Consider the following 22,985-nt stretch of genomic DNA (forward strand, 5'->3'; position numbering starts at 1 on the left):
GGCCTCTTCGCGCTCACCCGCGAAGAGGCTGTGACTGAGAGTAGGAAAATTCTTGCGGTATTGCCCGGAGCAGCACAGCGCCGACAGGGTCTATTAGACTTGTTCATTGAACCGATCAAGCGGCGAAAGGAGACGCTATGATTTTCCCCGACCTGCGCGGCCTGCCCCTGCACCGCGTGCTGGTACGTACCGTCAAGGAGTTCCTTGACGACGAGATGTCCACCTACGCCTCGGCACTGGCTTACCAGGCGCTGTTTTCGCTGTTCCCTTTCCTGCTGTTCCTCATAGCGCTGATCGGCTTCCTGCACCTGCCGGACTTCTTCTCCTGGCTGCGCCTGCAGTCGGAACTGGTGCTGCCACCTCAGGCACTCGAGCAGGTGAACCCGGTAATTGACCAGTTGCAACAGTCCAAGGGCGGGTTGTTGTCGGTCGGTATCGTGATTGCCCTGTGGACCGCCTCGGCCGGTGTGCGCCTGATGATGAGCGCGATGAACGCCGCCTACGATGTGCCGGAGGGGCGCCCTGCCTGGAAGCGTATACCGCTTTCCGTTTTCTACACGGTAGGCTTGGCCGGCATGCTGCTGGTGGCTGCGGCGCTGATGGTGCTGGGCCCGCAGGTCATGGAATGGATCGCCGCGCAGGTTGGCATGCAGGAGTTCATCGTCACCTTGTGGACCGTGTTGCGCTGGCCGGTGATCGTCATTCTGCTGATGGTCGCAGTGGCGGTGATCTACTACGTGATGCCGGATGTGAAACAAGAGTTTCGCTTCATCACGCCAGGCTCGGTACTGGCAGTGGTGGTATGGATCGTGGCGTCGCTGGGCTTTGCCTATTACGTGAAGACCTTTGCCGACTACAACGCCATGTACGGCAGCATTGGTGCAATCATCGTGCTGTTGCTGTATTTCTACATTTCCGCTGCCGTGTTGCTGCTGGGCGCGGAAATGAACGCCGTGATCGAGCATATGTCCAGCGAGGGCAAGAACCCGGGCGAAAAAGAAGCTGCCGAGCATAGACCCCACGCCACCATCAGCGTGCTCGGCCATGAACACCCGATACCGAGCGACCAGCAAACTTCCGAGCCGAACCCCCGATGATCCGCGACATCCTCAAGATGGGCGACGAGCGCCTGCTGCGCATCGCTCAGCCGGTACCGCAACAGCTGTTCGGCAGCGCCGAGCTGCAACAGCTGATCGACGACATGTTCGAAACCATGCATCACGTGGGCGGCGTGGGCCTGGCGGCACCGCAGGTCGGCATTGACCTGCAACTGGTGATCTTCGGCTTCGAGCGCAGCGAGCGTTATCCGGATGCCGAACCGGTGCCGCAGACCATTTTGCTCAACCCGGTGATCACGCCAACCTCCACCGAACTGGAGGACGGTTGGGAAGGTTGCCTTTCGGTACCTGGCTTGCGCGGCGTGGTGCCGCGCTTCAGGCACATCTGCTATTCCGGCCTCGATCCCCAGGGCAACCCGATCAACCGCTTTGCCGAAGGCTTCCATGCCCGGGTGGTGCAACACGAGTGTGATCACCTGATCGGCCGGCTATACCCGTCACGCATCCAGGACTTCTCCCGGTTCGGCTACACCGAGGTGCTGTTTCCGGGGCTGGACGCCAGCGACGACTGACCCCGCTGCAGCGCTACCAGGCGTTTGCTGCGCTGGTAGCGCTGCAGGCGGCCGGCCAGGGCTTCCGGCAAGTACCCGGCCGGGTCGAACCCCAGCCGCCGATAGAAGGCTGCAAGGTCCGGATGGCAGAACAGCCAGGTCGGCCCGGCGGCTCGCTCCAGCGCTGCCTCGACCAATCGTCCGGCTACCCCCTGGCTGCGCCGCTGTGGGTCGACGAACAACCCGGTCAGCCAGCAACCGTCGTCCACCGCGCTCAGGCTCAACCCGGCGATGATGCCCGGCGCCCGTGCCACCCACAGTTGCCCTTCACTCACCGCACGCATGCGCGAGCCGTGCTGGCGGTAGAAATGGTCCAACAGCCGGCGCTCGGCAGCCGCCAGTTGCGAAAACTGCAGATGTTGTGAAATGACGAGTCCTGCCCTGAAAGTTGGCCGAAAGCGCTGGCCTGACGCTTCGCGGCCCCTTTGTCGCAGATTGTTGCAAATCCGGCAAGGGTGAATATCCGACTGTGGGCTTCAACTATTCAAGGCCGGGAGTAGACTTTCACTCATCCCCCCTGGCAGTACGAAGCGGGATCGGTACTTCGTGCCATCTCCAACCTAGATGGCAACTTCTCCGCGCCGTTACGGCAATTGAAGTCGATCGATCAGCTTGAACGCTTGAAAGGCAGACTCACATGAAACCATTACTGATTCTTGCACTGGTCGGTATGTCCTCGTTCGCCTTCGCCGACGAGGCCAAACCCGTTGGCGGCGAGCCCGTGGCCAAGCAATACGACTACTCCATGAACCTGGATATCAAGCGGGTGATCAACCTGTCGACCATCCCCAACGTGTGCGAAGTGGTCCCGGCGACCATGACCTACGAGGACCATCAGGGGCAGGTGCATACCATCCAGTACCGCGCCATGGGTGAGGGTTGCCAGCAGGGCTGATCAGGCCTTGCCTGATGTCGGTGGCCCCTGCGGCGCTGTGCCCCGGGGCCAGCCGCGCATGGCTGTTCGAGCAATGCAAAATCCTGAATGAGTATCGAGGGTGGACCAGGTCTTCGAGCAAGCCGCTATGGCCTGAACCCGCGCTCTTCCCATCCGCTGCGCACTCATGGCACGCTCCACGCCGCTTTCTTTAGCCGCAGCCGAGCCTTGCATGCCTTTCTCCAATGGTTTTCTCCTCAGTCTTTCCCTGTGCCTGGATATTGGCATCGCCAATATCGCCATGATTACCCTGGCCATGCAGCGTGGTTTCCTCCAGGGCTTCTGGCTGGGCCTCGGCACTTGCGTCGGCGACCTGCTGTATGCCATTGCCGCACTGGCAGGAATGAGCGTGCTGTTGCAGTTTGAAACCGTGCGCTGGGCGCTGTGGCTGGGTGGCTCGGTGCTGCTGGTGTGGTTCGCGCTGAAAATGCTGCTCGCCGCATGGCGCGGCGGGCACATGGAAACGCGGGCCGAGGTAGTGCTGGAGTCGGGGTGGCGCGAATTCCTGCGCGGTATCTTTCTGGCCATGTCGTCGCCCAGCGCCATCCTGTGGTTCGCCGCGGTGGGAGGCGTGCTGATCTCCCGTTCCGGCGGCGGCGGCCCGCTGGAGGCCGGGCTGTTTCTCGGCGGATTCTTCGCGGCCGGGCTGGTGTGGTGCATCGGTTTGTGTGGCATTGCCAGCCATGGCGGGCGCTTGCTGGGTGACCGCCTGTTGACCTGGTCATACCTGCTGTCGGCGGCGATCTTCTGCTACTTCGCGGTGTATGTGATTGTGTCGGGGTATCGGGAGTTCGTTTAGGCAATTCGGGCCACTGCCGGTGCGAATGTCAGAAATACTGCGCGGCCTTGTCGATTCCTCCGCGCCCCGTTCGACCATGAGTGAAGGCACGCCGCTGGCGGCCACCATCCATGACCTGTCGGAGGAACCCCCGATGAGCACCGCAGCCGAAACCGAGATTCGCCAACTGATCGAGCGCTGGATGCAGGCCGTGCGCGACCGCGACATCCCCAACATCATTGCCCCTTATGCCGACGACATCGTTGCCTTCGATGCCATCCAGGCGCTGCAATTCAAAGGCAAGGCCAACTACCAGGCGCACTGGGAAATGTGCATGGGCTTGTGTACCGGCCCCATGGTCTTCGAACTCGCAGAACTTACCGTGCACGCTGCTGGTGACCTGGCCCTGGCCCACTGGCTGAACCGCTGTGGCCCGGCGGACAACGACAGCCAGTGCGGCTTCATGCGCGCCACCGTGGGCTATCGTCGTCATGGCGGGCAGTGGCAGGTCATCCACGAACACTGGTCGGCACCGTTCGACATGCAGACCCAGAAAGCGCTGTTCGATCTCAAACCCTGAACCGTTATCGCCAAACGTACGTTGCCAATGCGCTGGAGACGACCATGAAATACCTGTGCCTGGTGTATTGTGACGAGGGGCTGCTGCACAGCCTGCCCGACAGCCCGGAAGACACCGAATGCCTGGCGTACGCCGAGTCCATCCAGGGCTCCGGGCGAATGCTGGCGGCCGAAGCGCTGAAGTCGGTGCAGACTGCCACCACGGTACGCATGCGCAACGGCCAGATGAGCCTGACCGATGGCCCGTTTGCCGAGACCAAGGAGCAACTGGCTGGCTTCTATCTGGTGGAAGCCCGCGACTTGAACGAGGCGCTGAACATCGCCAAGGGCATCCCCGCCGCCCGGGTCGGCAGTGTCGAGGTGCGGCCAGTGCGTGAACTGCAACCCTGACAACAACGGAGAAGCCAGCATGAGCCTTGCACTGCCTGCGCAAGCGCAACACGAGTTGTCCATCAGCCGCCTGATCGACGCGCCACCGGCCAAGGTGTTCCGCGCCTGGACTGAACCCGAGTGGCTGACGCAGTGGTGGGGCCCGCACGGCATGACCACCCCGGAGTGCGAAATGCAGCTGTGGCCCGGCGGCCTGTTCCGCACGCTGATGCGTGCACCGGACGGCAGCGAGTACCCGAACCAGGGGGTGTTCCTGGAAATTGCCGCGCCGCGTCGGCTGGTGTTCACCGATGCCTTCGGCCCGGGCTGGGTGCCCTCGAACAAAGCCTTCATGACCGTGGTAGTCAGTTTTGACGAGGAGCAGGGCAAGACCCGCTACAGCGCCCGTGCCTGGCACTGGAGCGCCACCGACTGCCGTACCCATGAGGAGATGGGCTTCCACCAGGGCTGGGGAGAAAGCCTGGACCGGCTGGTGGAGGTGGTGACCCAGCGGATGCCTGACTGATGCTGGCCGTGGCGCAGGTGCGCGGCGAAGTCGAGGCGGTCTACCGGCATGAATCGCGCCGCATCCTGGCGACGCTGATCCGCCTGCTGGGGGATTTCGACCTGGCCGAGGAGGCCATGCACGATGCCTTTTTCATCGCGGTCGAGCGCTGGCAGCGCGACGGCATACCGGCCAACCCGCGGGCGTGGCTGGTCTCCACCGGGCGCTTCAAGGCCATCGATGCGCTGCGCCGGCGTGCCCGTTTCGACCGTTCCCAGGCAGACCTGAGCATGTTGCTCGAAGGCCAGGTCCAGGACCCCGGCGAAGAAGAACTGCTGGCGGACGATCGCCTGCGGCTGATCTTTACCTGCTGCCACCCGGCGTTGTCGGCCGATGCCCAGGTGCCACTGACCTTGCGCGAAGTCTGCGACCTGACCACCGAGCAGATCGCCCGTGCCTTTCTGCAAAGCCCGGCGACCATTGCCCAGCGCATCGTGCGTGCCAAGGCCAAGATCCGCGATGCCGGCATCCCCTATCAGGTGCCAGAGCTGAACGAGCTGCCCGAACGCCTGGGCAGCGTGCTGCGGGTGATCTATCTGGTGTTCAACGAAGGTTATTCGGCATCGTCAGGCGAGGCGCTGTTGCAGCAGGACCTGACTGACGAGGCCATTCGCCTGGCGCGGCTGCTGGTGCAGTTGTTGCCCGACCCGGAGGCGGTCGGCCTGTTGGCCCTGATGCTGCTGCAGGCGTCCCGGCAGCGGGCACGTACCGATGGCCAGGGCAACCTGGTGGTGCTGGAGCAGCAGGACCGCAGCCTGTGGGACCAACAGCGCATTGCCGAAGGCTGCGAACTGGTGCGCCAGGCCCTGCAAAGCCGGGGGTTCGGCGCCTATACCGTACAGGCGGCGATTGCGGCGGTGCATGCCGAAGCGGCCACGGCCGAGGCCACCGACTGGGCCGAGATCGTCGGGCTGTATGACGTGCTGCAGCGGCACTGGCCGTCGGCTGTGGTGGCCCTGAACCGGGCTGTGGCACTGGCGAAGCGCGACGGGCCGGAGGTCGGCCTGCGCGAAATCGAAGGGATTCTGGCGCGGGGGGAACTGCTGGATTACCACCTGGCACATGCGGCGCGGGCCGAGCTGCATTTTCAGCTGGGGCAAGTGGAGCAAGCGCGCGCGGCCTGGCGCCAGGCGCTGGCGCTGACCCGGCAGGAGCCGGAGCGCAGGCATATCGAGCGGCGGTTACAGGCGATCGAATGAGGTTTGCTGTACCGGCCTCTTCGCGGGTAAACCCGCTCCCACAAGGACCTCACAGCATTCAGCCTTGATGCGATCCTGTGGCAGCGGTTTTACCCGCGAAGAGGCCGGTACTGGCTACATCAGACTTCAGCTAGCGACAAAATTCGGCGGCGAAACCAGCTCGACGGTCTGCTGTTTGCGCGGCGCCAGGATCTCGGCTTCACCTTCGACCACCAGCTCATCGTTCTGGTTGTACACATTGGTGGCGATACGCACCTTGAACTTGGGCAGTTTCTCGAGAATTTCCAGGCGCACGGTCAGGCTGTCACCAATCTTCACCGGCTTCTGAAAGCTCATTTTCTGGCCCAGGTAGATGGTGCCAGGGCCAGGCAGGGTGCAGGCCACAGCGGCGCTGATCAGCGCGCCACTGAACATGCCGTGGGCAATGCGCTCGCGGAACATGCTCTTGGCGGCGAATTCGGCATCCAGGTGCACCGGGTTGTGGTCACCGGACATCGCGGCGAACAGCTGGATATCACGTTCTTCAACGGACTTCTGGTATTCGGCCTTCTGGCCGACTTCGAGGGCTTCGTAGGGCGTATTGGTGACCTGGGTCATCGGGGCTTCCTTAAAGGGCGGGCGAGGGCGCCTATCATTCGCTGCGGGCAGGCCGGCCAAGGGCCAGCGCCTGTTCGAGCCAGGCGAGAATATCGCCAGTGACCTCGTCTCGATTGAGCTCGTTGAGCACTTCATGCCGCGCCTCGGGGTAGAGGCGCAGCTGTACATGTCGATTGCCGGTCGCGCGCAGGGCGTCGGCCAGTCGGGTGAGACGCTTGCCGGCACTGACCGGATCACATTCACCCCCGATCACCAGCAGCGGCAGGTTCGGATCGATCTGCGCGAGGTTACCCGGCTGGCTGATCTGCGCCAAGCCTTGCAGCAAGTCGAGCCATAACTGGTTGCTGCAGCGGAAGCCGCACAACGGGTCGTTGACGTACAGGTCGACCTGCGTCGGGTCGCGGCTGAGCCAGTCGAATGCCGTGCGGTTGGGCTTGAAGGCCTTGTTGAACGAGCCGAACGACAACCATTCGATCAGCGCGCTCTTGCCCAGCGGCCCCTGGCGCCAGGCTTCCAGCCGGGCAATCAGCCGCGCCACACGGTACAGCATTGCCGGTTGGTAGTTGGAGCCACTGAGGATCGCCCCATGCAGGCTGCCGCTGTGGTGCAGCAGGTAGGCCTGGGCGATGTAGCTGCCCATGCTGTGGCCGAACAGGAATAACGGCGTGCCCGGGTACTGCTGGCCGATGTGCTGGGCCAGCAGCCCGAGATCATTGACCACGGCATCCCAGCCATGATGGCGGGCGAACAGGCCGAGACTGCCCAGTTCGGCGGTGCGCCCGTGGCCGCGCTGGTCGGCGGCGAACAGGGCGAAGCCAGCCTTGCTCAAAGCCTGGCCTAGAGGCTGGTAGCGCCCAGCATGCTCGGCCATGCCGTGGGCCAGCAGCACCACCGCCTTGACCGGCGAAGCCGGCAGCCATTGGTGCACGTACAGGCTGCAGTGCTCGCTGGCAGGCAGCCAGAAGGCGTCGTGAGGCATGGCGGGTCCTTGTGCGCACGGTTACCCGAACAGTGTATGCACAACCGGCCGGATTGCAGGAAGGGCACAAATAAGATTCACAATGTTAATGGCGGCACTTGGCGTATATGCCACCTTGGGCTTACCTGCTAACGTCGGTTCAACGCCTTTTCGCTTTCGGGCGGGCAGGTAAAAGGATGACAGGACACACAATGGGTCCCGGCAGAGGAACAATAATAAATGCAAGCCGAATTCTGGAACGACAAGCGCCCGGCGGGCGTGCCTTCCACCATTGACATCAATGCCTACGCCTCGGTCATCGAGGTGTTCGAGCGCTCCTGCAAGCGCTTTGCCGACCGCCCGGCCTTCAGCAACCTGGGCGTGACCCTGAGCTACGCGGACCTGGAGCGCCATTCGGCGGCCTTCGCCGCCTGGTTGCAGCAGCATACCGACCTCAAGCCGGGTGACCGCATCGCGGTGCAACTGCCCAACGTGCTGCAGTACCCGATCGCCGTGTTCGGCGCCCTGCGTGCGGGCCTGGTCGTGGTCAATACCAACCCGCTGTACACCGAACGCGAGATGCGCCACCAGTTCAAGGACAGCGGCGCGCGTGCGCTGGTGTACCTGAACATGTTCGGCAGGCGCGTGCAGGAAGTGCTGCCCGATACCGGCATCGAGTACCTGATCGAGGCGAAGATGGGTGACCTGTTGCCCGCTGCCAAGGGCTGGCTGGTCAACACCGTGGTCGACAAACTGAAGAAAATGGTTCCGGCCTACCGGCTGCCGCAGGCGGTGTCGTTCAAACAGGTGTTGCGCCAGGGCCGTGTGCTGTCAGCCAAGCCGGTGCCGCTGAGCCTGGGCGACATTGCCGTGCTGCAATACACCGGCGGCACCACAGGGCTGGCCAAGGGCGCCATGCTCACCCACGGCAACCTGGTGGCCAACATGCTGCAGGTGCTGGCCTGTTTCTCGCAGCACGGGCCGGACGGGCAGAAGCTGATCAGGGAAGGCCAGGAAGTGATGATCGCACCGCTGCCGCTGTACCACATCTATGCCTTTACCGCGAACTGCATGTGCATGATGGTAACCGGCAACCACAACGTGTTGATCACCAACCCGCGCGATATTTCCGGCTTCATCAAGGAACTGGGCAAGTGGCGGTTCACGGCCTTGCTGGGCCTGAACACCCTGTTCGTTGCACTGATGAACCACCCGGGCTTCCGCCAGCTCGACTTCTCGGCGCTGAAAGTCACCAACTCGGGCGGCACCGCGCTGGTCAAGGCCACTGCCGAGCGCTGGGAAAGCCTGACCGGCTGCCGCATCGTCGAAGGCTACGGCCTGACCGAAACCTCGCCGGTGGCCAGCACCAACCCCTACGGCCAGCTGGCGCGCCTGGGCACGGTGGGCATCCCGGTGGTGGGCACCGCCTTCAAGGTGATCGACGATGACGGCAACGAGCTGCCGCTGGGCGAGCGGGGCGAGCTTTGCATCAAGGGCCCACAGGTGATGAAGGGCTATTGGCAGCAGCCCGAGGCCACCGCGCAGGCCCTGGATGCAGACGGCTGGTTCAAGACCGGCGATATTGCGGTAATAGACCCCGACGGCTTCACCCGCATCGTCGACCGCAAGAAGGACATGATCATCGTCTCCGGGTTCAACGTGTACCCCAACGAGATCGAAGACGTGGTCATGGGCCACCCCAAGGTGGCCAACTGCGCAGCCATCGGCGTTCCGGACGAGCATTCCGGCGAGGCGGTGAAGTTGTTCGTGGTGCCGCGCGAGGGCGGGTTGAGCTTGGATGAACTGAAGGCGTACTGCAAGGCCAACTTCACTGGCTACAAGGTGCCCAAGCACATCGTGTTGCGCGACTCGTTGCCGATGACGCCGGTGGGCAAGATTCTGCGGCGGGAGTTGCGCGACATGGCCTGACCCGCGCTGGCTTGGTCGCGGGGGAACCCGCTGCCACAGGTACTGAACAGGCTCGAAGGGCTGTGAGGTCCTGTGGCAGCGGGCTACTCCGCGATTGCTGGAAAACCGCTCTAACAGGCTGCTTGCAGCCCGATCTGCGACATTTTGGATAAATACTCTAAAAATGACTTGTATTGTTCATTGAGTCATTTTTGTGACCGTAAGGCCTACTTTGGCCCCTAGGCGACCCCAGGTAAAGCTGTTACTCTCGGCCCGCTTTCAGATGATCCGGTTTGCAACGAGCCGTCATCCCATATCAATAATAAGCGCATCGACGCGTGAATCGAACTTCGCTGTTGCTGAAGGAGTGGGCTTCCATGATCGAACATTTTTGGAAGGATAAGTACCCAGCCGGGATTACGGCGGAAATCAATCCTGACGAATTCCCCAATATCCAGGCGGTACTCAAGCAATCCTGCCAACGCTTTGCCGACAAACCGGCCTTTAGCAACCTGGGCAAGACTATCACCTATGGCGAGCTCTATGCGCTGTCCGGGGCGTTTGCCGCCTGGCTGCAACAGCATACCGACCTCAAGCCGGGTGACCGCATTGCCGTGCAGTTGCCCAACGTCCTGCAATACCCGGTAGCGGTGTTCGGCGCCATGCGTGCCGGGCTGGTCGTGGTCAACACCAACCCGCTGTATACCGCGCGGGAGATGGAACACCAGTTCAACGACTCCGGGGCCAAGGCCCTGGTGTGTCTGGCCAACATGGCCCACCTGGCCGAGAAGGTGGTGCCCAAGACCCAGGTCAGGCATGTCATCGTCACCGAAGTGGCCGACCTGCTGCCGCCACTCAAGCGCCTGCTGATCAACAGCGTGATCAAGTACGTGAAGAAGATGGTGCCGGCCTACCACCTGCCGCATGCCGTACGCTTCAACGACGCACTGGCGCTGGGCAAGGGCCAGCCGGTGACCGAGGCCAACCCGCAAGCCAACGACGTGGCGGTGCTGCAGTACACCGGTGGTACCACCGGCGTGGCCAAGGGCGCGATGCTGACCCACCGCAACCTGGTGGCCAACATGCTGCAGTGCCGGGCGCTGATGGGCTCGAACCTGCACGAAGGCTGCGAAATCCTCATCACTCCGTTGCCGCTGTACCATATCTACGCCTTTACCTTCCACTGCATGGCAATGATGCTGATCGGTAACCACAACGTGCTGATCAGCAACCCGCGTGACCTGCCGGCGATGGTCAAGGAGCTGGGCAAGTGGAAGTTCAGCGGCTTCGTCGGCCTCAACACGCTGTTCGTTGCCCTGTGCAACAACGAGGCCTTCCGTGCCTTGGACTTCTCCGCGCTGAAGATCACCCTGTCCGGCGGCATGGCCCTGCAATTGAGCGTGGCCGAACGCTGGAAAGCCGTGACCGGCTGCGCCATCTGCGAAGGTTACGGCATGACCGAGACCAGCCCGGTGGCCGCAGTGAACCCCTCGGAAGCCAACCAGGTCGGCACCATCGGTATCCCGGTACCCTCGACCCTGTGCAAGGTGATCGATGACGCAGGCCACGAACTGCCGTTGGGCGAGGTGGGTGAGCTGTGCGTCAAGGGCCCGCAGGTGATGAAGGGGTACTGGCAGCGCGAGGACGCCACGGCCGAGATCCTCGACAGTGAGGGCTGGCTGAAGACCGGCGATATCGCGGTGATCCAGCCGGACGGCTACATGCGCATCGTCGACCGCAAGAAGGACATGATCCTGGTCTCGGGTTTCAACGTGTACCCCAACGAACTGGAAGATGTGCTGGCGGCCCTGCCGGGCGTATTGCAGTGCGCGGCCATCGGTGTGCCGGACGAGAAGTCGGGCGAGGTGATCAAGGTGTTCGTCGTGGTCAAGCCGGGCATGACCGTGACCAAGGAGCAGGTAATGGAGCACATGCGCGCCAACGTTACCGGCTACAAGGTACCGCGCCAGATCGAGTTCCGCGACGCGCTGCCGACGACCAACGTGGGCAAGATCCTGCGCCGTGAACTGCGTGACGAAGAGCTGACGAAGCAGGGCCTGAAGAAGATCGCCTGATCCTCTGAATCTTCGCTGGCTTTACCGGCCTTTTCGCGGGTAAACCCGCTCCCACAGGTTTGCGCAACTATCAAGGGTTGTGCAATACCTGTGGGAGCGGGTTTACCCGCGAATGCTTCAGCGCAGTTTTTCCAGCATCTGGTAGTACCACATCCCTGCCGCCAACAGCGGATTCCCCAGCAGGTCGCCCATCGGCACCCGCACATGCCGGCACTGGGCAAAGGTGTCGAACTTCTCCAGCGTCCCGGTCAACGCCTCGGCCATGATCTCGCCCATGATGTGGCTGGTGGCAATGCCGTGCCCCGAATAGCCCTGGCAATACCACACGTTGTCCGACAGCTTGCCCAGCTGCGGTATCCGGTTGACCACGATGCCCATCGCGCAACTCCACTGGAACTCGATCGGCACGCCCTTCAACGCCGGGAAGGTGCGTTCGATGCACGGGCGCAGTTCGCCCTCGATGTCGCGTGAGTCACGGCCGGAATAGTTCGCGCCACCGCCAAACAGCAGGCGCTTGTCGGCGGTCAGGCGGTAGTAGTCGAGGACGAAGCGGCAGTCGTAGACCGCCAGGTCCTGCGGGTTGATCTGCTCGGCCAGTTGCCCCAGCGGTGCGGTGGTGACGATGCCGCCCATGGCCGGGAAGATCTTGCCCTTGAGCTGGCGCTTCTCCAGCTTGTGATACACGTCGCCGGCCAGCATCACCTGACGCGCCTCGACCCGACCGTGGGCAGTGACCACGGCCGGGCGCGGGCCGTGGACGATGTCCAGCACCTCGGAGTTCTCGAAAATCAGCGCCCCCAGGCCATGGGCGGCGCGGGCTTCGCCCAGGCACAGGTTGAGCGGGTGCAGGTGCAGGTTGCGCAGGTTCTTCAGCGCGCCCAGGTACAGCGGGCTCTGCAGGTGTTCGGCCACGCCGTTGCGGTCCAGCAACTGCACCTGCTCGCCCATGCCGCGGCGCTGGGCCTCGGCCTCGAATGCGCAAAGCTCATTCATGTGCGAGGGCTTCATCGCGGCATGCAGGTGGCCGCGCTTGAGGTCGCAGTCGATGCCATAACGTGCCACGCGCTGTTCGATCAGCTGGTGCCCGCGCCAGCGCAGGTGCCAGATGAAATCGTCGACTTCGGCCCCCAGGCGGTTGCGCATTTGCGTGCGCATGGCTTCGTCGCCCGACAGGCTGCCGGTGACCTGGCCGCCATTGCGCCCGCTGGCACCCCAGCCAATGCGGTTGGTTTCGACGATGGCCACCTTCAGGCCGCGCTCGGCCAGTTCCACTGCCGTGGCCACGCCGGTGAAGCCACCGCCGATGATCGCCACGTCCACCTGCACCACGCCTTTGAGCTGCGGGTATTCGGTGTGGTCGTTGAGGGTGGCGCTGTAGTAGGACGGCGCGCGCTGCGCCGGGCCTTGGTTCAATGCTGCATTCATGGGTGTTCCTTGTTATACGGGGCTCAGGCCTGGTGCAGGTACCAGCGCCAGTCCTGTTCGCTGACTTCGGCCATGAACTGGCGGTACTCGGCGCGCTTGACCTTCAGGTACACGCCCAGAAACGGCTCGCCAAAGGCTTCGCGGGCCCAGTTGGAATGCTGCAGGGCGTCGAGCGCGGTCAGCCAGTCGGTAGGCAGGTGTTCGCTGGCCTGGGCATAGCCGTTGCCTTCTACCGGCGCCCCAGGGTCAAGCTGTTCGCGGATGCCGCGGTGGCTGGCGGCGAGGATCGCCGCCGCTGCCAGGTATGGGTTGGCGTCGGCGCCGCAGATCCGGTGCTCCACATGCCGGCTGTTGGCCGGGCCGCCCGGGACGCGCAGGCTCACGGTGCGGTTGTCCACGCCCCAGGTGGGCGCCAGCGGCGCGTAGCTGTTGGCCTGGAAGCGGCGGAACGAATTGGCATTGGGGCAGAACAGCAGCAGCGAGTCGCGCAAATGACGCAACATGCCGGCCACGGCCTGGCGCAGCAGCGGGGTGCCGGCCTTGTCGTCGCTGGCGAACAGGTTGTGGCCGGCGTCGTCGGCCAGGCTCAGGTGCATGTGCATGCCGGTGCCGGCCAGGTGCGCGAACGGCTTGGCCATGAAGCAGGCCTGCATGCCGTGAGCGTGAGCCACACCTTTTACCAGGCGTTTGTAGCGTACGGCCTGGTCCATCGCCTGCAGCGCGTCGCCGTGCTCGAGGGTGATCTCCACCTGGCCGGGGGCATATTCCGAGATCGCCGTGCGGGCCGGGATGCCCTGGGCCTTGCAGGCGGCGTAGAGGTCGGCGAGGAACGGCTCGATCTGCTCCAGTTCGCGCAGGCCATAGACCTGGGTGCTGCGTGGGCGGCCGCCATCGTTGTCCAGCGCCGGTTGCGGGCGGCCCAGGGCGTCACGCTGTTGGTCGAGCAGGTAGAACTCCAGTTCGCAGGCCATCACCGGGTGGTAGCCGTCGGCCTTCAGCGCATCGATGGTGCGCAGCAGCACATGCCGTGGGTCGGCGATACTGGCGGGCAGGCCTTCGCTGGGGTGCATGCTCACCTGTACTGCGGCAGTCGGCACCCGCCGCCAGGGCAGGCGCACCAGGCTGCCCGCCAAGGGGTAGGCGCGGCAGTCGATATCGCCCACGTCCCATACCAGGCCGGAGTTTTCCACATCGTCGCCGTTCAGGGTCAGGCCAAGTATGGTGCTGGGCAGCGGGCGGCCGCTCTGGTACACGGCCAGCAGCTCGTCGCGGTGCAGCAGCTTGCCGCGCGGTACGCCGTTGGCGTCGAGGATGAACAGTTCGAACAGCTCGATGTCGGGGTTGTCGGCCAGGAAACGCCTGGCCTGCTCTACGGGTGCAAAGTGCATGATGGATTCGCTCATGGGCGCACCGGGCCTGCGCTTGGGCAAGCGGCCCGGTTGAGTCAAACGGCCGGACGGGGTCCGGGTTCGGTCATCAAAGCGTGCGCGAGCAATCCGGTGGGCGGGCGTGACGGCAGTGCCACAGGGCCCAGAAGGCGAGGATGATGTGGACCAGCGGATTCTCACCGGCACGGCGCCGGGCCTTCGGCAGCGAAGGGCGGGGCGAGGGTGGGGCGATGGGCTGGACGGGAGTCATGCCTTGGATACTCACATGCGCGGTAAGGTTGATTAAAGCAGTGAATGGCAACCTTTACATCGCATCCGGCTAAACATTTGTGCCATTGCACCTGGCCTCTTCGCGGGTAAACCTGCGCCCACAGGATTGCATCAAGGCTGGGTGTTGTGCGGTCCCTGTGGGCGCGGGTTCACCCGCGAAGAGGCCGGCAGGCAGCAGACAACCGGCAAATCTGCGACAATCGCGCAACCTTCGAATGCCGATCATGCAAAAGCAGGCTCACCTGCATCACTAAAAAGCCCCATGACTGACCACGCCATCGACAAACTGCTGCAAAACCTCGACCACGCCATGATTGCCGACCGCCATCGCCTGCGCCGGCAATTGCACGAACTGCGCAAACGCCCCGATGAGGCGAAGCTGGCGCAGTGGGTGGAAAAGGTTCAGGCCTCCTGCGCCCAGGTCACCGCGCGCCAGCAGAGCGTGCCCACCGTGCGCTACGACGACAGCCTGCCGATCGCCGCCAAGCGTGACGAAATCAAGAAGGCCCTGGCCGAACACCAGGTGCTGGTGATTGCCGGCGAAACCGGCTCCGGCAAGACCACCCAGTTGCCGAAGATCTGCCTGGAGCTGGGCCGTGGCAGCCATGGCATGATCGCCCACACCCAGCCACGCCGGATCGCCGCGCGCAGTGTGGCCGCCCGGGTCGCCGAGGAACTGGGCACACCGCTGGGCGGGCTGGTCGGCTACCAGGTGCGCTTCGAGGACCAGAGCGATGCCAACACCCTGGTCAAGCTGATGACCGACGGCATCCTGCTGGCCGAAACCCAGCACGACCGCTTTCTCGAACGCTACGACACGATCATCGTCGACGAAGCCCACGAACGCAGCCTGAACATCGACTTCCTGCTCGGCTACCTGAAGACCCTGCTGCACCGCCGCCCTGACCTTAAGCTGATCATCACCTCGGCGACCATCGACCTCGAGCGCTTCTCCAGGCACTTCGACGGTGCGCCGATCATCGAGGTGTCCGGGCGCACTTTCCCGGTGGAAACCTGGTACCGCCCGCTGACCAGCGAGCAGGACGAAGAAGGCAACCAGATCGAGGACGACCTTACCGTCGACCAGGCCATCCTCGCCACCCTGGACGAGCTGGCGCAGCACGAGCGCAGCGTCGGCAAGGGGCCGGGCGACGTGCTGGTCTTCCTGCCGGGCGAGCGGGAGATCCGCGATGCTGCCGAGATCCTGCGCAAGGCGCAGTTGCGCCACACCGAAATCCTGCCGTTGTACGCGCGCCTGTCGCCGGCCGAGCAGCAGCGCATCTTCCAGCCGCACAGCGGGCGCCGCGTGGTGCTGGCCACCAACGTCGCGGAAACCTCGCTGACCGTGCCGGGTATCCGTTACGTGATCGACACCGGCACCGCCCGCATCAGCCGCTACAGCTACCGCGCCAAGGTCCAGCGCCTGCCGATCGAGGCCGTGTCGCAGGCCAGTGCCAACCAGCGCAAAGGCCGCTGTGGCCGGGTCGAGCCGGGCATCTGCGTACGCCTGTACAGCGAAGAGGACTTCAACAGCCGTCCGGCTTTCACCGACCCGGAAATCCTGCGCACCAACCTGGCGGCGGTGATCCTGCAGATGCTGCACCTGCGCCTGGGCGCGATCGATGCCTTCCCGTTCATCGAACCGCCGGATGGCAAGGCCATCAGCGATGGTTTCAACCTGCTGCAGGAGCTGTCGGCGGTCAACCGCGAGAACCAGCTGACCCCGATCGGCCGCCAGTTGGCGCGTCTGCCGATCGACCCGCGGCTGGGCCGCATGCTGCTCGAAGGCGCCCGCCTGGGCAGCCTGCAGGAAGTGCTGATCGTGACCAGTGCGCTGTCGGTGCAGGACCCACGTGAACGCCCACCGGAGCGCCAGCAGGCCGCCGACCAGGCGCACGCGCAATGGAAGGACGTGGATTCCGATTTCGCTGCGCTGGTCAACCTCTGGCGTGGCTTCGAAGAGCAGCGCCAGGCGCTGACCGCCAACCCGCTGCGCAACTGGTGCCGCAAGAACTTCCTCAATTACCTGCGCCTGCGCGAATGGCGCGATGCCCATCGCCAGCTGGCGCTGATCTGCCGCGACCTGCAGTTGACGGTGAACAAGGAACCGTCCGACTACCCGAAAATGCACAAGGCCATTCTCAGCGGGCTGCTCAGCCAGATCGGCCAGAAGACCGAAGAGGGCGACTACCAGGGGGCCCGCCAGCGACGCTTCTGGGTGCACCCGTCCTCGGGCCTGGGGCGCAAGCGCCCGCAGTGGGTGATGGCTGCCGAACTGGTCGAGACCACCAAGCTGTATGCGCGCATGGTGGCCAAGATCGAGCCGGACTGGATCGAGCCGCTGGCCGGTCACCTGGTCAAGAAGAACCACTTCGAACCGCACTGGGAGAAGAAGCGCGGGCAGGTGGTGGCCTATGAGCAGATCACCCTGTACGGCCTGATCCTGGTCGGCCGCCGCCCGGTGCATTTCGGCCCGATCGACCCGGTCACCTCGCGCGAGCTGTTCATCCGTGAAGGTCTGGTCGGCGGCCAGATCCAGTCGCGGGCCAAGTGCCTGGCGGCCAACAAGCGCCTGCTCGAGCAGCTCGACGAACTGGAGGCCAAGGCGCGCCGCCGCGACATCCTCGCCGACGAAGAAACCTTGTACGCCTTCTACGAAGCGCGCCTGCCGGCGGAAATCCACCAGACCGCGACGTTCGACAGCTGGTACCGCATGGGGAGTCAAAAGGACGCCAACCTGCTGATCATGCGCGAGGAAGACGTGCTGGCCCGCGAAGCCAGCGAAGTTACCGCCGCGCAGTACCCCGACAGCCTGCAGCTGGGTGACCTGCGCCTGCCGCTGAGCTACCACTTCGAGCCCGGCCATCCTCGTGATGGTGTGACCGTGCGGGTGCCTGCACCACTGCTGCCGAGCCTGCCGGGCGAGCGCCTGGAATGGCTGGTGCCGGGCCTGCTGGAAGCCAAGTGCGTGGCGTTGGTACGCAACCTGCCCAAGGCCTTGCGCAAGAACTTCGTGCCGGTGCCGGACTTCGTCAAGGCCTCGTTGGCGCGCATGACCTTCGGCCAGGGAGCGCTGCCGCAGGCCCTCGGCCAGGAGCTGCTGCGCATGACCGGTGTGCGGGTGCCCGACGAGGCCTGGGACGAGTCGGTCAACCTGGTCGAAGGCCACCTGCGCATGAGCATCGAAGTGGTCGATGGGCAGGGCAAGTTCCTCGGTGAAGGCCGCGACCTGGCCGAGCTGACCGCGCGCTTTGCCGCTGCCAGCCAGGCTGCGCTGGCCGTGCCGCGCGACGCCGGCAGCGAACAGCCGGTGCAGGCCAAGGCCTTCAGCGAAGTGAAACAGACTGCCCAGCAGAACATCGCTGGCCTGTCGATGACCGTGTACCCGGCGTTGGTGGAAGATAACGGCAGCGTGCGCGAAGGGCGTTTCTCGACCCAGGCCGAAGCCGAGTTTCAGCACCGCCGCGCCTTGCAACGCCTGTTGCTGCAGCAGTTGGCCGAACCGGCCAAGTTCCTGCGTGGCAAGCTGCCGGGGCTGACCGAACTGGGCCTGCTGTACCGCGAGCTGGGCCGCGTCGAGGCATTGGTCGAGGATATTCTTCTGGCCAGCCTGGACAGCTGCATTCTCGACGGCGAACAGCCGCTGCCGCGCGACGGTGCTGCATTGGCCGGGCTGGCGGAACGCAAGCGCGGCAGCTGGGCCGAACATGCCGAGCGCCTGGCCCGCCAGACCCTGGAAGTGCTGAAGCTGTGGCATGGCTTGCAGAAGCGCTTCAAGGGCAAGATCGACCTGAGCCAGGCGGTGGCGTTGAACGACATCAAGCAACAGCTGGGCAACCTGGTGTACCCGGGCTTCGTGCGCGAAACCCCCGCGGCCTGGTTCAGGGAACTGCCGCGCTACCTGAAGGCGGTGGAGCTGCGCCTGGAGAAGCTGGGCGGGCAGGTGCAGAAGGACCGGGTGTGGAGCGCCGAGCTGGGCAACCTGTGGGCGCAGTACAAGGCCCGTGCCGACAAGCATGCCCAGGAGGGCAAGCGCGACGAGCAACTGACCGTCTACCGCTGGTGGCTGGAAGAATATCGGGTCTCGCTGTTCGCCCAGCATTTGGGCACCAAAGTGCCGATTTCCGACAAACGCTTGAGTAAGCAATGGAGCCAGGTGGAGGGCTAAACTTCCCTGGTTGTGGCACTATTAGGGCAATTTGGGGTCGCCTTGCGACCCTTTGCGGGCAAGCCCGCTCCCACCGGCGCTGCGCACGAGGGAGCAGCTTTGTCTTTGAGTTGGCACTAAAGTGCCATTAACTTGCCATATTCCCAGCCAGCGCCGCGTGGCGCTGGCCTTTTACCAGAGGAACGACCGTGCATAACGTCGTGATCAGCGGCACCGGCCTGTACACCCCGGCCCAGAGCATCTCCAACGAAGAACTGGTAGCCTCCTTCAACACCTGGGCGCAGCAGTTCAACCAGGACAACGCCGCAGCCATCGAGCGCGGTGAGATCGAAGCGGCACCGTTGTCCGACGCAGCCTTCATCGAAAAGGCTTCGGGCATCAAGAGCCGCTTCGTCATGGACAAGGCCGGCATCCTCGACCCGCAGCGCATGAAGCCACGCCTGCCGGAGCGCTCCAACGACGAGCCGTCGGTACTCTGCGAAATGGCCGTGGCCGCGGCGCGCCAGGCCCTGCAGCGCGCCGGCCGCAGTGCCGCCGATGTCGACGGGGTGATCGTCGCCTGTTCCAACCTGCAGCGTCCGTACCCGGCCATCGCCATCGAAGTGCAACAGACATTGGGCATCCAGGGTTTTGCCTTCGACATGAACGTGGCCTGCTCGTCGGCCACCTTCGGCATCCAGACCGCTGCCAACAGCGTGGCCTTGGGCCAGGCCCGTGCGGTGCTGATGGTCAACCCGGAGGTGTGCACCGGGCACCTGAACTTCCGTGACCGCGACAGCCACTTCATTTTTGGCGATGCCGCCACCGCGGTGCTGCTCGAGCGTGCCGACAAGGCGACCTCGGCGCACCAGTTCGAGATTGTCAGCAGCAAGCTGTGGACCGAATTCTCCAACAACATCCGCAACAACTTCGGCTTCCTCAACCGCGCGGCGGAAGAGGGCGAAGGTGCAGCGGACAAGCTGTTCATCCAGGAAGGGCGCAAGGTGTTCCGCGAAGTGTGCCCGAAGGTGGCCGAACTGATCGGTGAGCACCTGCAGGAGAACGGGCTGCAGCCGAGCGATGTGAAACGCTTCTGGCTGCACCAGGCCAACCTCAGCATGAACCAGCTGATTGTCAAGAAACTGCTGGGGCGTGAAGTGGCAGAGGAAGATGCGCCGGTGATTCTCGACCGTTATGCCAACACCAGCTCGGCGGGCTCGGTAATTGCCTTCCACCTGTACCAGGACGACCTGGCCAAGGGGGCGCTGGGGGTGTTGAGCTCGTTTGGTGCGGGGTATTCGATCGGTAGCGTGATCCTGCGCAAGCGCTGATTGATCGTACCGCTGGTACCGGCCCTGTCGCTGGCTTGCCGGCGATGGGGCCGGGTGCATTGCTGCCAGGTGAAAAAAAGCGGGAAACGCCGGATGGGGTCGGCATTTCCCGCTTCAGAAGAAACCGCTTCAGGTGAAGCGCAACCGGTATCGCTTAGAACTTGGCTTCCAGGTCGACCTGCAGGGTATCGACATCGGCATCGCTGTTGGGCAATTGCGACAGGTCGGTCTTGGCCATCAGGTAGGCAGCGCCCAGCGAGAAGTTCTTGTCGATTTCATACCCGACCTTGAACTTGTGCCCGCGCGAACCAGTAAAACCGTTGCCAAAGTCCGAGTCGGTGAACAGGCTGACCACCGCGTTACGCTGCACGTCGCGGTAGTTGTAGTCCAGGCTCCAGGCGCCGACCTTGGTTTTCAGGCCCGCCAACCAGGCCTGGTCTTCGCCATCGGTGCTTTCGGTGTTCTTCACATATTGGCCGTAAGCGGACAGCGGGATGGCAAAGCCGGTGAAGTCCAGCTGGCCGAAGCCTTCCACCAGGTTGAACTCGTTGGTGGTGTTGCCGAACGACTGCAGGATGGTCGCTTCCTTGTCGTTGTCGTAGCCGTAGATGCTGGCACCAACGGTCAGCTTGAGCGCGTCTGCCGGGGCGAATTTGGCGCCCAACTGGCCGTGATAGACCTGTGCGTCATGCTTGTACTGCACACCGTCGCCATCGACGTTGTCCTTGAGCGTGTACTGGCCGGCGCTGGCGAACACTTCGGCCCCGCCCAGGTCGGTCTTGTAGGTAGCTGCCACGCCTTCCGGGTTGATGTCGCTATCCCAGATGATGTCACCCATGCTCACCCATGGCTGTGCCATCTTGCCGCCAATCAGGTGCAGGTTGGGTACGGCGGTCGGGTGCCAGTCGAGGTAGGCCTGGTCGACCCACAGCGACTTCTTGTCGAAGTAGTTGTCGAAGCTCTGGTTGGTCGAGCGGCGGTCGGCGCTGCTGCCGGTGGCGATACGGATGCCCGCGTCCACCTGTGGGTTGATTTCGCTGTAGAAGCCGACACGGGCACGCACGCGCTGGCGGTCCTGGTTGCCGCTGCTGCTGTTGGGGTTGTCGACGTTGACGTCTTCGTAACGCAGGCGAATGTCACCCTTGACCTGGGTCTTGGCAGCCCATGCCACTTTCTGTTCAAAGGAGCTCATCCGGTCGGACTGAGCTTTCTGAGCGGCCTTTTCCTTGGTTTCCTGAGCCAGGTCTGCCTGCAGTTCGTTGTACTGCGCCTGGTTGATCGAGCCGTTGGCGCGGAGCATTTCGAGCAGCTTGGCGTCGACAGCTGCACTGGCCGGAGTACTCAGAGCCAGCATCATGCCGGTGAGGCTCACTCCGGTAAGTGTAGAAACAAGACGCATAAGGTTCTCCCTGTTGAATAAGATGGGGGAGGCTCAGGCGCCCACCCCTGTATTGGCATGTCTTCGGAAAGGGCCTGAATAGACAGGTTCTGGGGTTCCGGAAAACAGGCGCAAGTATTGCGGGGGCGAATGACAGATTAATGTCGAATTAGTGGCACTGCGGTTAAGTAATTGAGAATAAAAGGTTCGCCGCCGCGTTGGTGAATTGAGTGGCGGGCCTTCCTTGGGGATACTGGGTACCTTGAAACAGCGAGTCGAAACCGTGACCAGCCTGTACAGCCTTGCTCATCTGCGTGACCTGCCGGCGGCTACCTGGGATGCCTTGGTGCCACCCGGCCAACCGTTCCTGCGCCATGCGTTTCTCAGTGCCATGGAGGACAGCGGCAGCGTCGCGCGCAACACCGGCTGGGCCGCCGAGCACCTGGTGCTGGAGCGTGGCGGGCAGGTGCGGGCGCTGTTGCCGGCGTACCGCAAGTGGCATTCGTTTGGCGAGTATGTGTTCGACCATGGTTGGGCCGATGCCTGTGAGCGGGCCGGCATCGCTTATTACCCCAAGCTGCTCGGTGCCGTGCCGTTCAGCCCGGTCAGCGGCCCGCGCCTGCTGGCCGCCGACCCTGCCGACGCCTTGCTGGTGCTGCAGGCGTTGCCGGAGTACCTGGGCAAGGGCGGGTTGTCCGGGGCACACATCAACTTCACCGACCCGCAGCTGGATGCGCAGATGGCCAGTGTGCCGGGCTGGATGGAGCGGCTGGGTTGCCAGTTCCACTGGCGCAATCATGGCTACCGCGACTTCCAGGACTTCCTCGACAGCCTCAGCTCACGCAAGCGCAAGCAGATGCGCAAGGAGCGTGAGCAGGTAGCCGGGCAGGGCATCGATTTTCGCTGGTACCACGGCGCGGAGCTGGACCAGGCGCAGTGGGACTTCGTCTACCGCTGCTACGCGAATACCTACGCGGTGCGCCGTCGGGCGCCTTACCTGACGCGTGAGTTCTTCAGCTTGCTGGCCGAGCGCATGCCCGAGGCACTGCGCGTGGTGATGGCACGGCAAGCCGGGAGGGACGTGGCGATGGCCTTGAGCCTGGTAGGCGGCGACAGCCTGTTCGGGCGTTACTGGGGCTGCCTGGAGGAGTTCGACCGGCTGCATTTCGAGACCTGTTTCTACCAGGGCATGGACTTTGCCATTGCCGAGGGCCTGCAGCGTTTCGACGCCGGGGCCCAGGGCGAGCACAAGCTGATACGCGGGTTCGAGCCGGTGGTGACGCGGTCGTGGCACTACCTGCTGCACCCGGGATTGCGCCGTGCGGTGGAAGATTTTCTGCAGCAGGAGCGGGAAGGTGTCCGGGCATATGCCGAGGAGGCGCGCGGCATGTTGCCCTACCGCCAGCGATAGGGCC

At 63.8% G+C, this 22,985-nt stretch carries 19 protein-coding genes; 13 read left to right on the forward strand and 6 right to left on the reverse strand.

What is annotated here, in order from left to right:
* The first annotated feature begins 137 nt into the window (after positions 1-137).
* The gene (locus B4L76_RS10660) at positions 138-1,097 is read left to right on the forward strand and encodes a YihY/virulence factor BrkB family protein (protein ID WP_296232350.1); all 960 of its coding nucleotides are present in this window, start codon (positions 138-140) and stop codon (positions 1,095-1,097) included.
* Positions 1,094-1,630 (forward strand): peptide deformylase, encoded by a 537-nt coding sequence (def, locus tag B4L76_RS10665; RefSeq protein WP_296232352.1) that lies wholly within the window; start codon positions 1,094-1,096, stop codon positions 1,628-1,630. The genes B4L76_RS10660 and def overlap by 4 nt, the downstream gene beginning before the upstream one ends.
* Here the strand turns inward: def and B4L76_RS10670 are convergent.
* The gene (locus B4L76_RS10670; protein ID WP_296232470.1) at positions 1,585-1,953 is read right to left on the reverse strand and encodes a GNAT family N-acetyltransferase; all 369 of its coding nucleotides are present in this window, start codon (positions 1,951-1,953) and stop codon (positions 1,585-1,587) included. The two genes, def and B4L76_RS10670, sit on opposite strands and share 46 nt — an antisense overlap.
* A 353-nt stretch (positions 1,954-2,306) precedes the next feature.
* On the opposite strand from B4L76_RS10670, the gene B4L76_RS10675 reads away from it, so the two are divergent.
* The 6 genes from B4L76_RS10675 (at position 2,307) to B4L76_RS10700 (ending at position 6,093) form a co-directional block, all read left to right on the forward strand.
* The gene (locus tag B4L76_RS10675) at positions 2,307-2,564 is read left to right on the forward strand and encodes a DUF2790 domain-containing protein (protein WP_296232354.1); all 258 of its coding nucleotides are present in this window, start codon (positions 2,307-2,309) and stop codon (positions 2,562-2,564) included.
* Between the two features lie 211 nt (positions 2,565-2,775).
* Positions 2,776-3,402, forward strand: a complete 627-nt coding sequence (locus B4L76_RS10680; RefSeq protein ID WP_296232355.1) for a LysE family translocator — start codon at positions 2,776-2,778, stop codon at positions 3,400-3,402.
* A 133-nt stretch (positions 3,403-3,535) separates the two neighbouring features.
* On the forward strand, positions 3,536-3,961 hold the full coding sequence (locus tag B4L76_RS10685; protein WP_296232357.1) for a YybH family protein: 426 nt from the start codon (positions 3,536-3,538) through the stop codon (positions 3,959-3,961).
* A gap of 44 nt (positions 3,962-4,005) precedes the next feature.
* Positions 4,006-4,350, forward strand: a complete 345-nt coding sequence (locus B4L76_RS10690) for a YciI family protein (protein ID WP_296232359.1) — start codon at positions 4,006-4,008, stop codon at positions 4,348-4,350.
* 19 nt (positions 4,351-4,369) lie between these two features.
* Positions 4,370-4,855, forward strand: a complete 486-nt coding sequence (locus B4L76_RS10695) for an SRPBCC family protein (RefSeq protein ID WP_296232361.1) — start codon at positions 4,370-4,372, stop codon at positions 4,853-4,855.
* Positions 4,855-6,093, forward strand: coding sequence for an RNA polymerase sigma factor (locus B4L76_RS10700; protein ID WP_296232363.1), 1,239 nt, complete (start codon positions 4,855-4,857; stop codon positions 6,091-6,093). The genes B4L76_RS10695 and B4L76_RS10700 overlap by 1 nt, the downstream gene beginning before the upstream one ends.
* Positions 6,094-6,219: 126 nt before the next feature.
* Here B4L76_RS10700 and B4L76_RS10705 read toward each other — a convergent pair whose 3' ends face one another.
* The gene (locus tag B4L76_RS10705) at positions 6,220-6,690 is read right to left on the reverse strand and encodes a MaoC family dehydratase (RefSeq protein ID WP_296232364.1); all 471 of its coding nucleotides are present in this window, start codon (positions 6,688-6,690) and stop codon (positions 6,220-6,222) included.
* A 34-nt stretch (positions 6,691-6,724) separates the two neighbouring features.
* On the reverse strand, positions 6,725-7,669 hold the full coding sequence (locus B4L76_RS10710) for an alpha/beta hydrolase (protein ID WP_296232366.1): 945 nt from the start codon (positions 7,667-7,669) through the stop codon (positions 6,725-6,727).
* A 219-nt stretch (positions 7,670-7,888) separates the two neighbouring features.
* Here B4L76_RS10710 and fadD2 point away from each other — a divergent pair, with 219 nt between their 5' ends.
* Both fadD2 and fadD1 read left to right on the forward strand, forming a co-directional pair.
* On the forward strand, positions 7,889-9,577 hold the full coding sequence (gene fadD2, locus B4L76_RS10715; protein ID WP_296232369.1) for a long-chain-fatty-acid--CoA ligase FadD2: 1,689 nt from the start codon (positions 7,889-7,891) through the stop codon (positions 9,575-9,577).
* Positions 9,578-9,933: 356 nt separating this feature from the next.
* Complete coding sequence (fadD1, locus tag B4L76_RS10720) at positions 9,934-11,631, forward strand: long-chain-fatty-acid--CoA ligase FadD1 (protein WP_296232371.1); 1,698 nt, start codon at positions 9,934-9,936, stop codon at positions 11,629-11,631.
* 117 nt (positions 11,632-11,748) lie between these two features.
* Here fadD1 and B4L76_RS10725 read toward each other — a convergent pair whose 3' ends face one another.
* Positions 11,749-13,056 carry an NAD(P)/FAD-dependent oxidoreductase gene (locus B4L76_RS10725; protein ID WP_296232373.1) on the reverse strand — a complete coding sequence of 436 codons (1,308 nt, stop codon included), beginning with the start codon at positions 13,054-13,056 and terminating at the stop codon, positions 11,749-11,751.
* A 23-nt stretch (positions 13,057-13,079) separates the two neighbouring features.
* Positions 13,080-14,444, reverse strand: a complete 1,365-nt coding sequence (locus B4L76_RS10730; protein WP_296232471.1) for a glutamine synthetase family protein — start codon at positions 14,442-14,444, stop codon at positions 13,080-13,082.
* Between the two features lie 532 nt (positions 14,445-14,976).
* Here B4L76_RS10730 and hrpA point away from each other — a divergent pair.
* Positions 14,977-18,882: an ATP-dependent RNA helicase HrpA gene (gene hrpA / locus B4L76_RS10735; protein ID WP_296232375.1), complete on the forward strand. Its 3,906-nt coding sequence runs from the start codon at positions 14,977-14,979 to the stop codon at positions 18,880-18,882.
* A gap of 188 nt (positions 18,883-19,070) precedes the next feature.
* A complete protein-coding gene (locus B4L76_RS10740; protein WP_296232377.1) occupies positions 19,071-20,192 on the forward strand; it encodes a beta-ketoacyl-ACP synthase III in 1,122 nt (373 codons plus the stop codon).
* Positions 20,193-20,346: 154 nt separating this feature from the next.
* Here B4L76_RS10740 and B4L76_RS10745 read toward each other — a convergent pair whose 3' ends face one another.
* On the reverse strand, positions 20,347-21,591 hold the full coding sequence (locus B4L76_RS10745; RefSeq protein ID WP_296232378.1) for a putative porin: 1,245 nt from the start codon (positions 21,589-21,591) through the stop codon (positions 20,347-20,349).
* Between the two features lie 262 nt (positions 21,592-21,853).
* Here B4L76_RS10745 and B4L76_RS10750 point away from each other — a divergent pair, with 262 nt between their 5' ends.
* A complete protein-coding gene (locus tag B4L76_RS10750) occupies positions 21,854-22,981 on the forward strand; it encodes a GNAT family N-acetyltransferase (RefSeq protein ID WP_296232472.1) in 1,128 nt (375 codons plus the stop codon).
* Positions 22,982-22,985: the final 4 nt, after the last annotated feature.

Origin of the sequence: Pseudomonas sp. UBA4617, from assembly GCF_002386445.1 — a bacterium.
Taxonomy (GTDB): Bacteria; Pseudomonadota; Gammaproteobacteria; order Pseudomonadales; family Pseudomonadaceae; genus Aquipseudomonas.

What these genes read in the sequence shown, in the direction of transcription:
- B4L76_RS10660 (WP_296232350.1), top strand. Translation starts at nt 138, where the DNA reads ATGATTTTCCCCGACCTGCGCGGCCTGCCCCTGCACCGCGTGCTGGTA.
- def (WP_296232352.1), top strand. Translation starts at nt 1,094, where the DNA reads ATGATCCGCGACATCCTCAAGATGGGCGACGAGCGCCTGCTGCGCATC.
- B4L76_RS10670 (WP_296232470.1), bottom strand. Translation starts at nt 1,953, where the DNA reads ATGCGTGCGGTGAGTGAAGGGCAACTGTGGGTGGCACGGGCGCCGGGC.
- B4L76_RS10675 (WP_296232354.1), top strand. Translation starts at nt 2,307, where the DNA reads ATGAAACCATTACTGATTCTTGCACTGGTCGGTATGTCCTCGTTCGCC.
- B4L76_RS10680 (WP_296232355.1), top strand. Translation starts at nt 2,776, where the DNA reads ATGCCTTTCTCCAATGGTTTTCTCCTCAGTCTTTCCCTGTGCCTGGAT.
- B4L76_RS10685 (WP_296232357.1), top strand. Translation starts at nt 3,536, where the DNA reads ATGAGCACCGCAGCCGAAACCGAGATTCGCCAACTGATCGAGCGCTGG.
- B4L76_RS10690 (WP_296232359.1), top strand. Translation starts at nt 4,006, where the DNA reads ATGAAATACCTGTGCCTGGTGTATTGTGACGAGGGGCTGCTGCACAGC.
- B4L76_RS10695 (WP_296232361.1), top strand. Translation starts at nt 4,370, where the DNA reads ATGAGCCTTGCACTGCCTGCGCAAGCGCAACACGAGTTGTCCATCAGC.
- B4L76_RS10700 (WP_296232363.1), top strand. Translation starts at nt 4,855, where the DNA reads ATGCTGGCCGTGGCGCAGGTGCGCGGCGAAGTCGAGGCGGTCTACCGG.
- B4L76_RS10705 (WP_296232364.1), bottom strand. Translation starts at nt 6,690, where the DNA reads ATGACCCAGGTCACCAATACGCCCTACGAAGCCCTCGAAGTCGGCCAG.
- B4L76_RS10710 (WP_296232366.1), bottom strand. Translation starts at nt 7,669, where the DNA reads ATGCCTCACGACGCCTTCTGGCTGCCTGCCAGCGAGCACTGCAGCCTG.
- fadD2 (WP_296232369.1), top strand. Translation starts at nt 7,889, where the DNA reads ATGCAAGCCGAATTCTGGAACGACAAGCGCCCGGCGGGCGTGCCTTCC.
- fadD1 (WP_296232371.1), top strand. Translation starts at nt 9,934, where the DNA reads ATGATCGAACATTTTTGGAAGGATAAGTACCCAGCCGGGATTACGGCG.
- B4L76_RS10725 (WP_296232373.1), bottom strand. Translation starts at nt 13,056, where the DNA reads ATGAATGCAGCATTGAACCAAGGCCCGGCGCAGCGCGCGCCGTCCTAC.
- B4L76_RS10730 (WP_296232471.1), bottom strand. Translation starts at nt 14,444, where the DNA reads ATGCACTTTGCACCCGTAGAGCAGGCCAGGCGTTTCCTGGCCGACAAC.
- hrpA (WP_296232375.1), top strand. Translation starts at nt 14,977, where the DNA reads ATGACTGACCACGCCATCGACAAACTGCTGCAAAACCTCGACCACGCC.
- B4L76_RS10745 (WP_296232378.1), bottom strand. Translation starts at nt 21,591, where the DNA reads ATGCGTCTTGTTTCTACACTTACCGGAGTGAGCCTCACCGGCATGATG.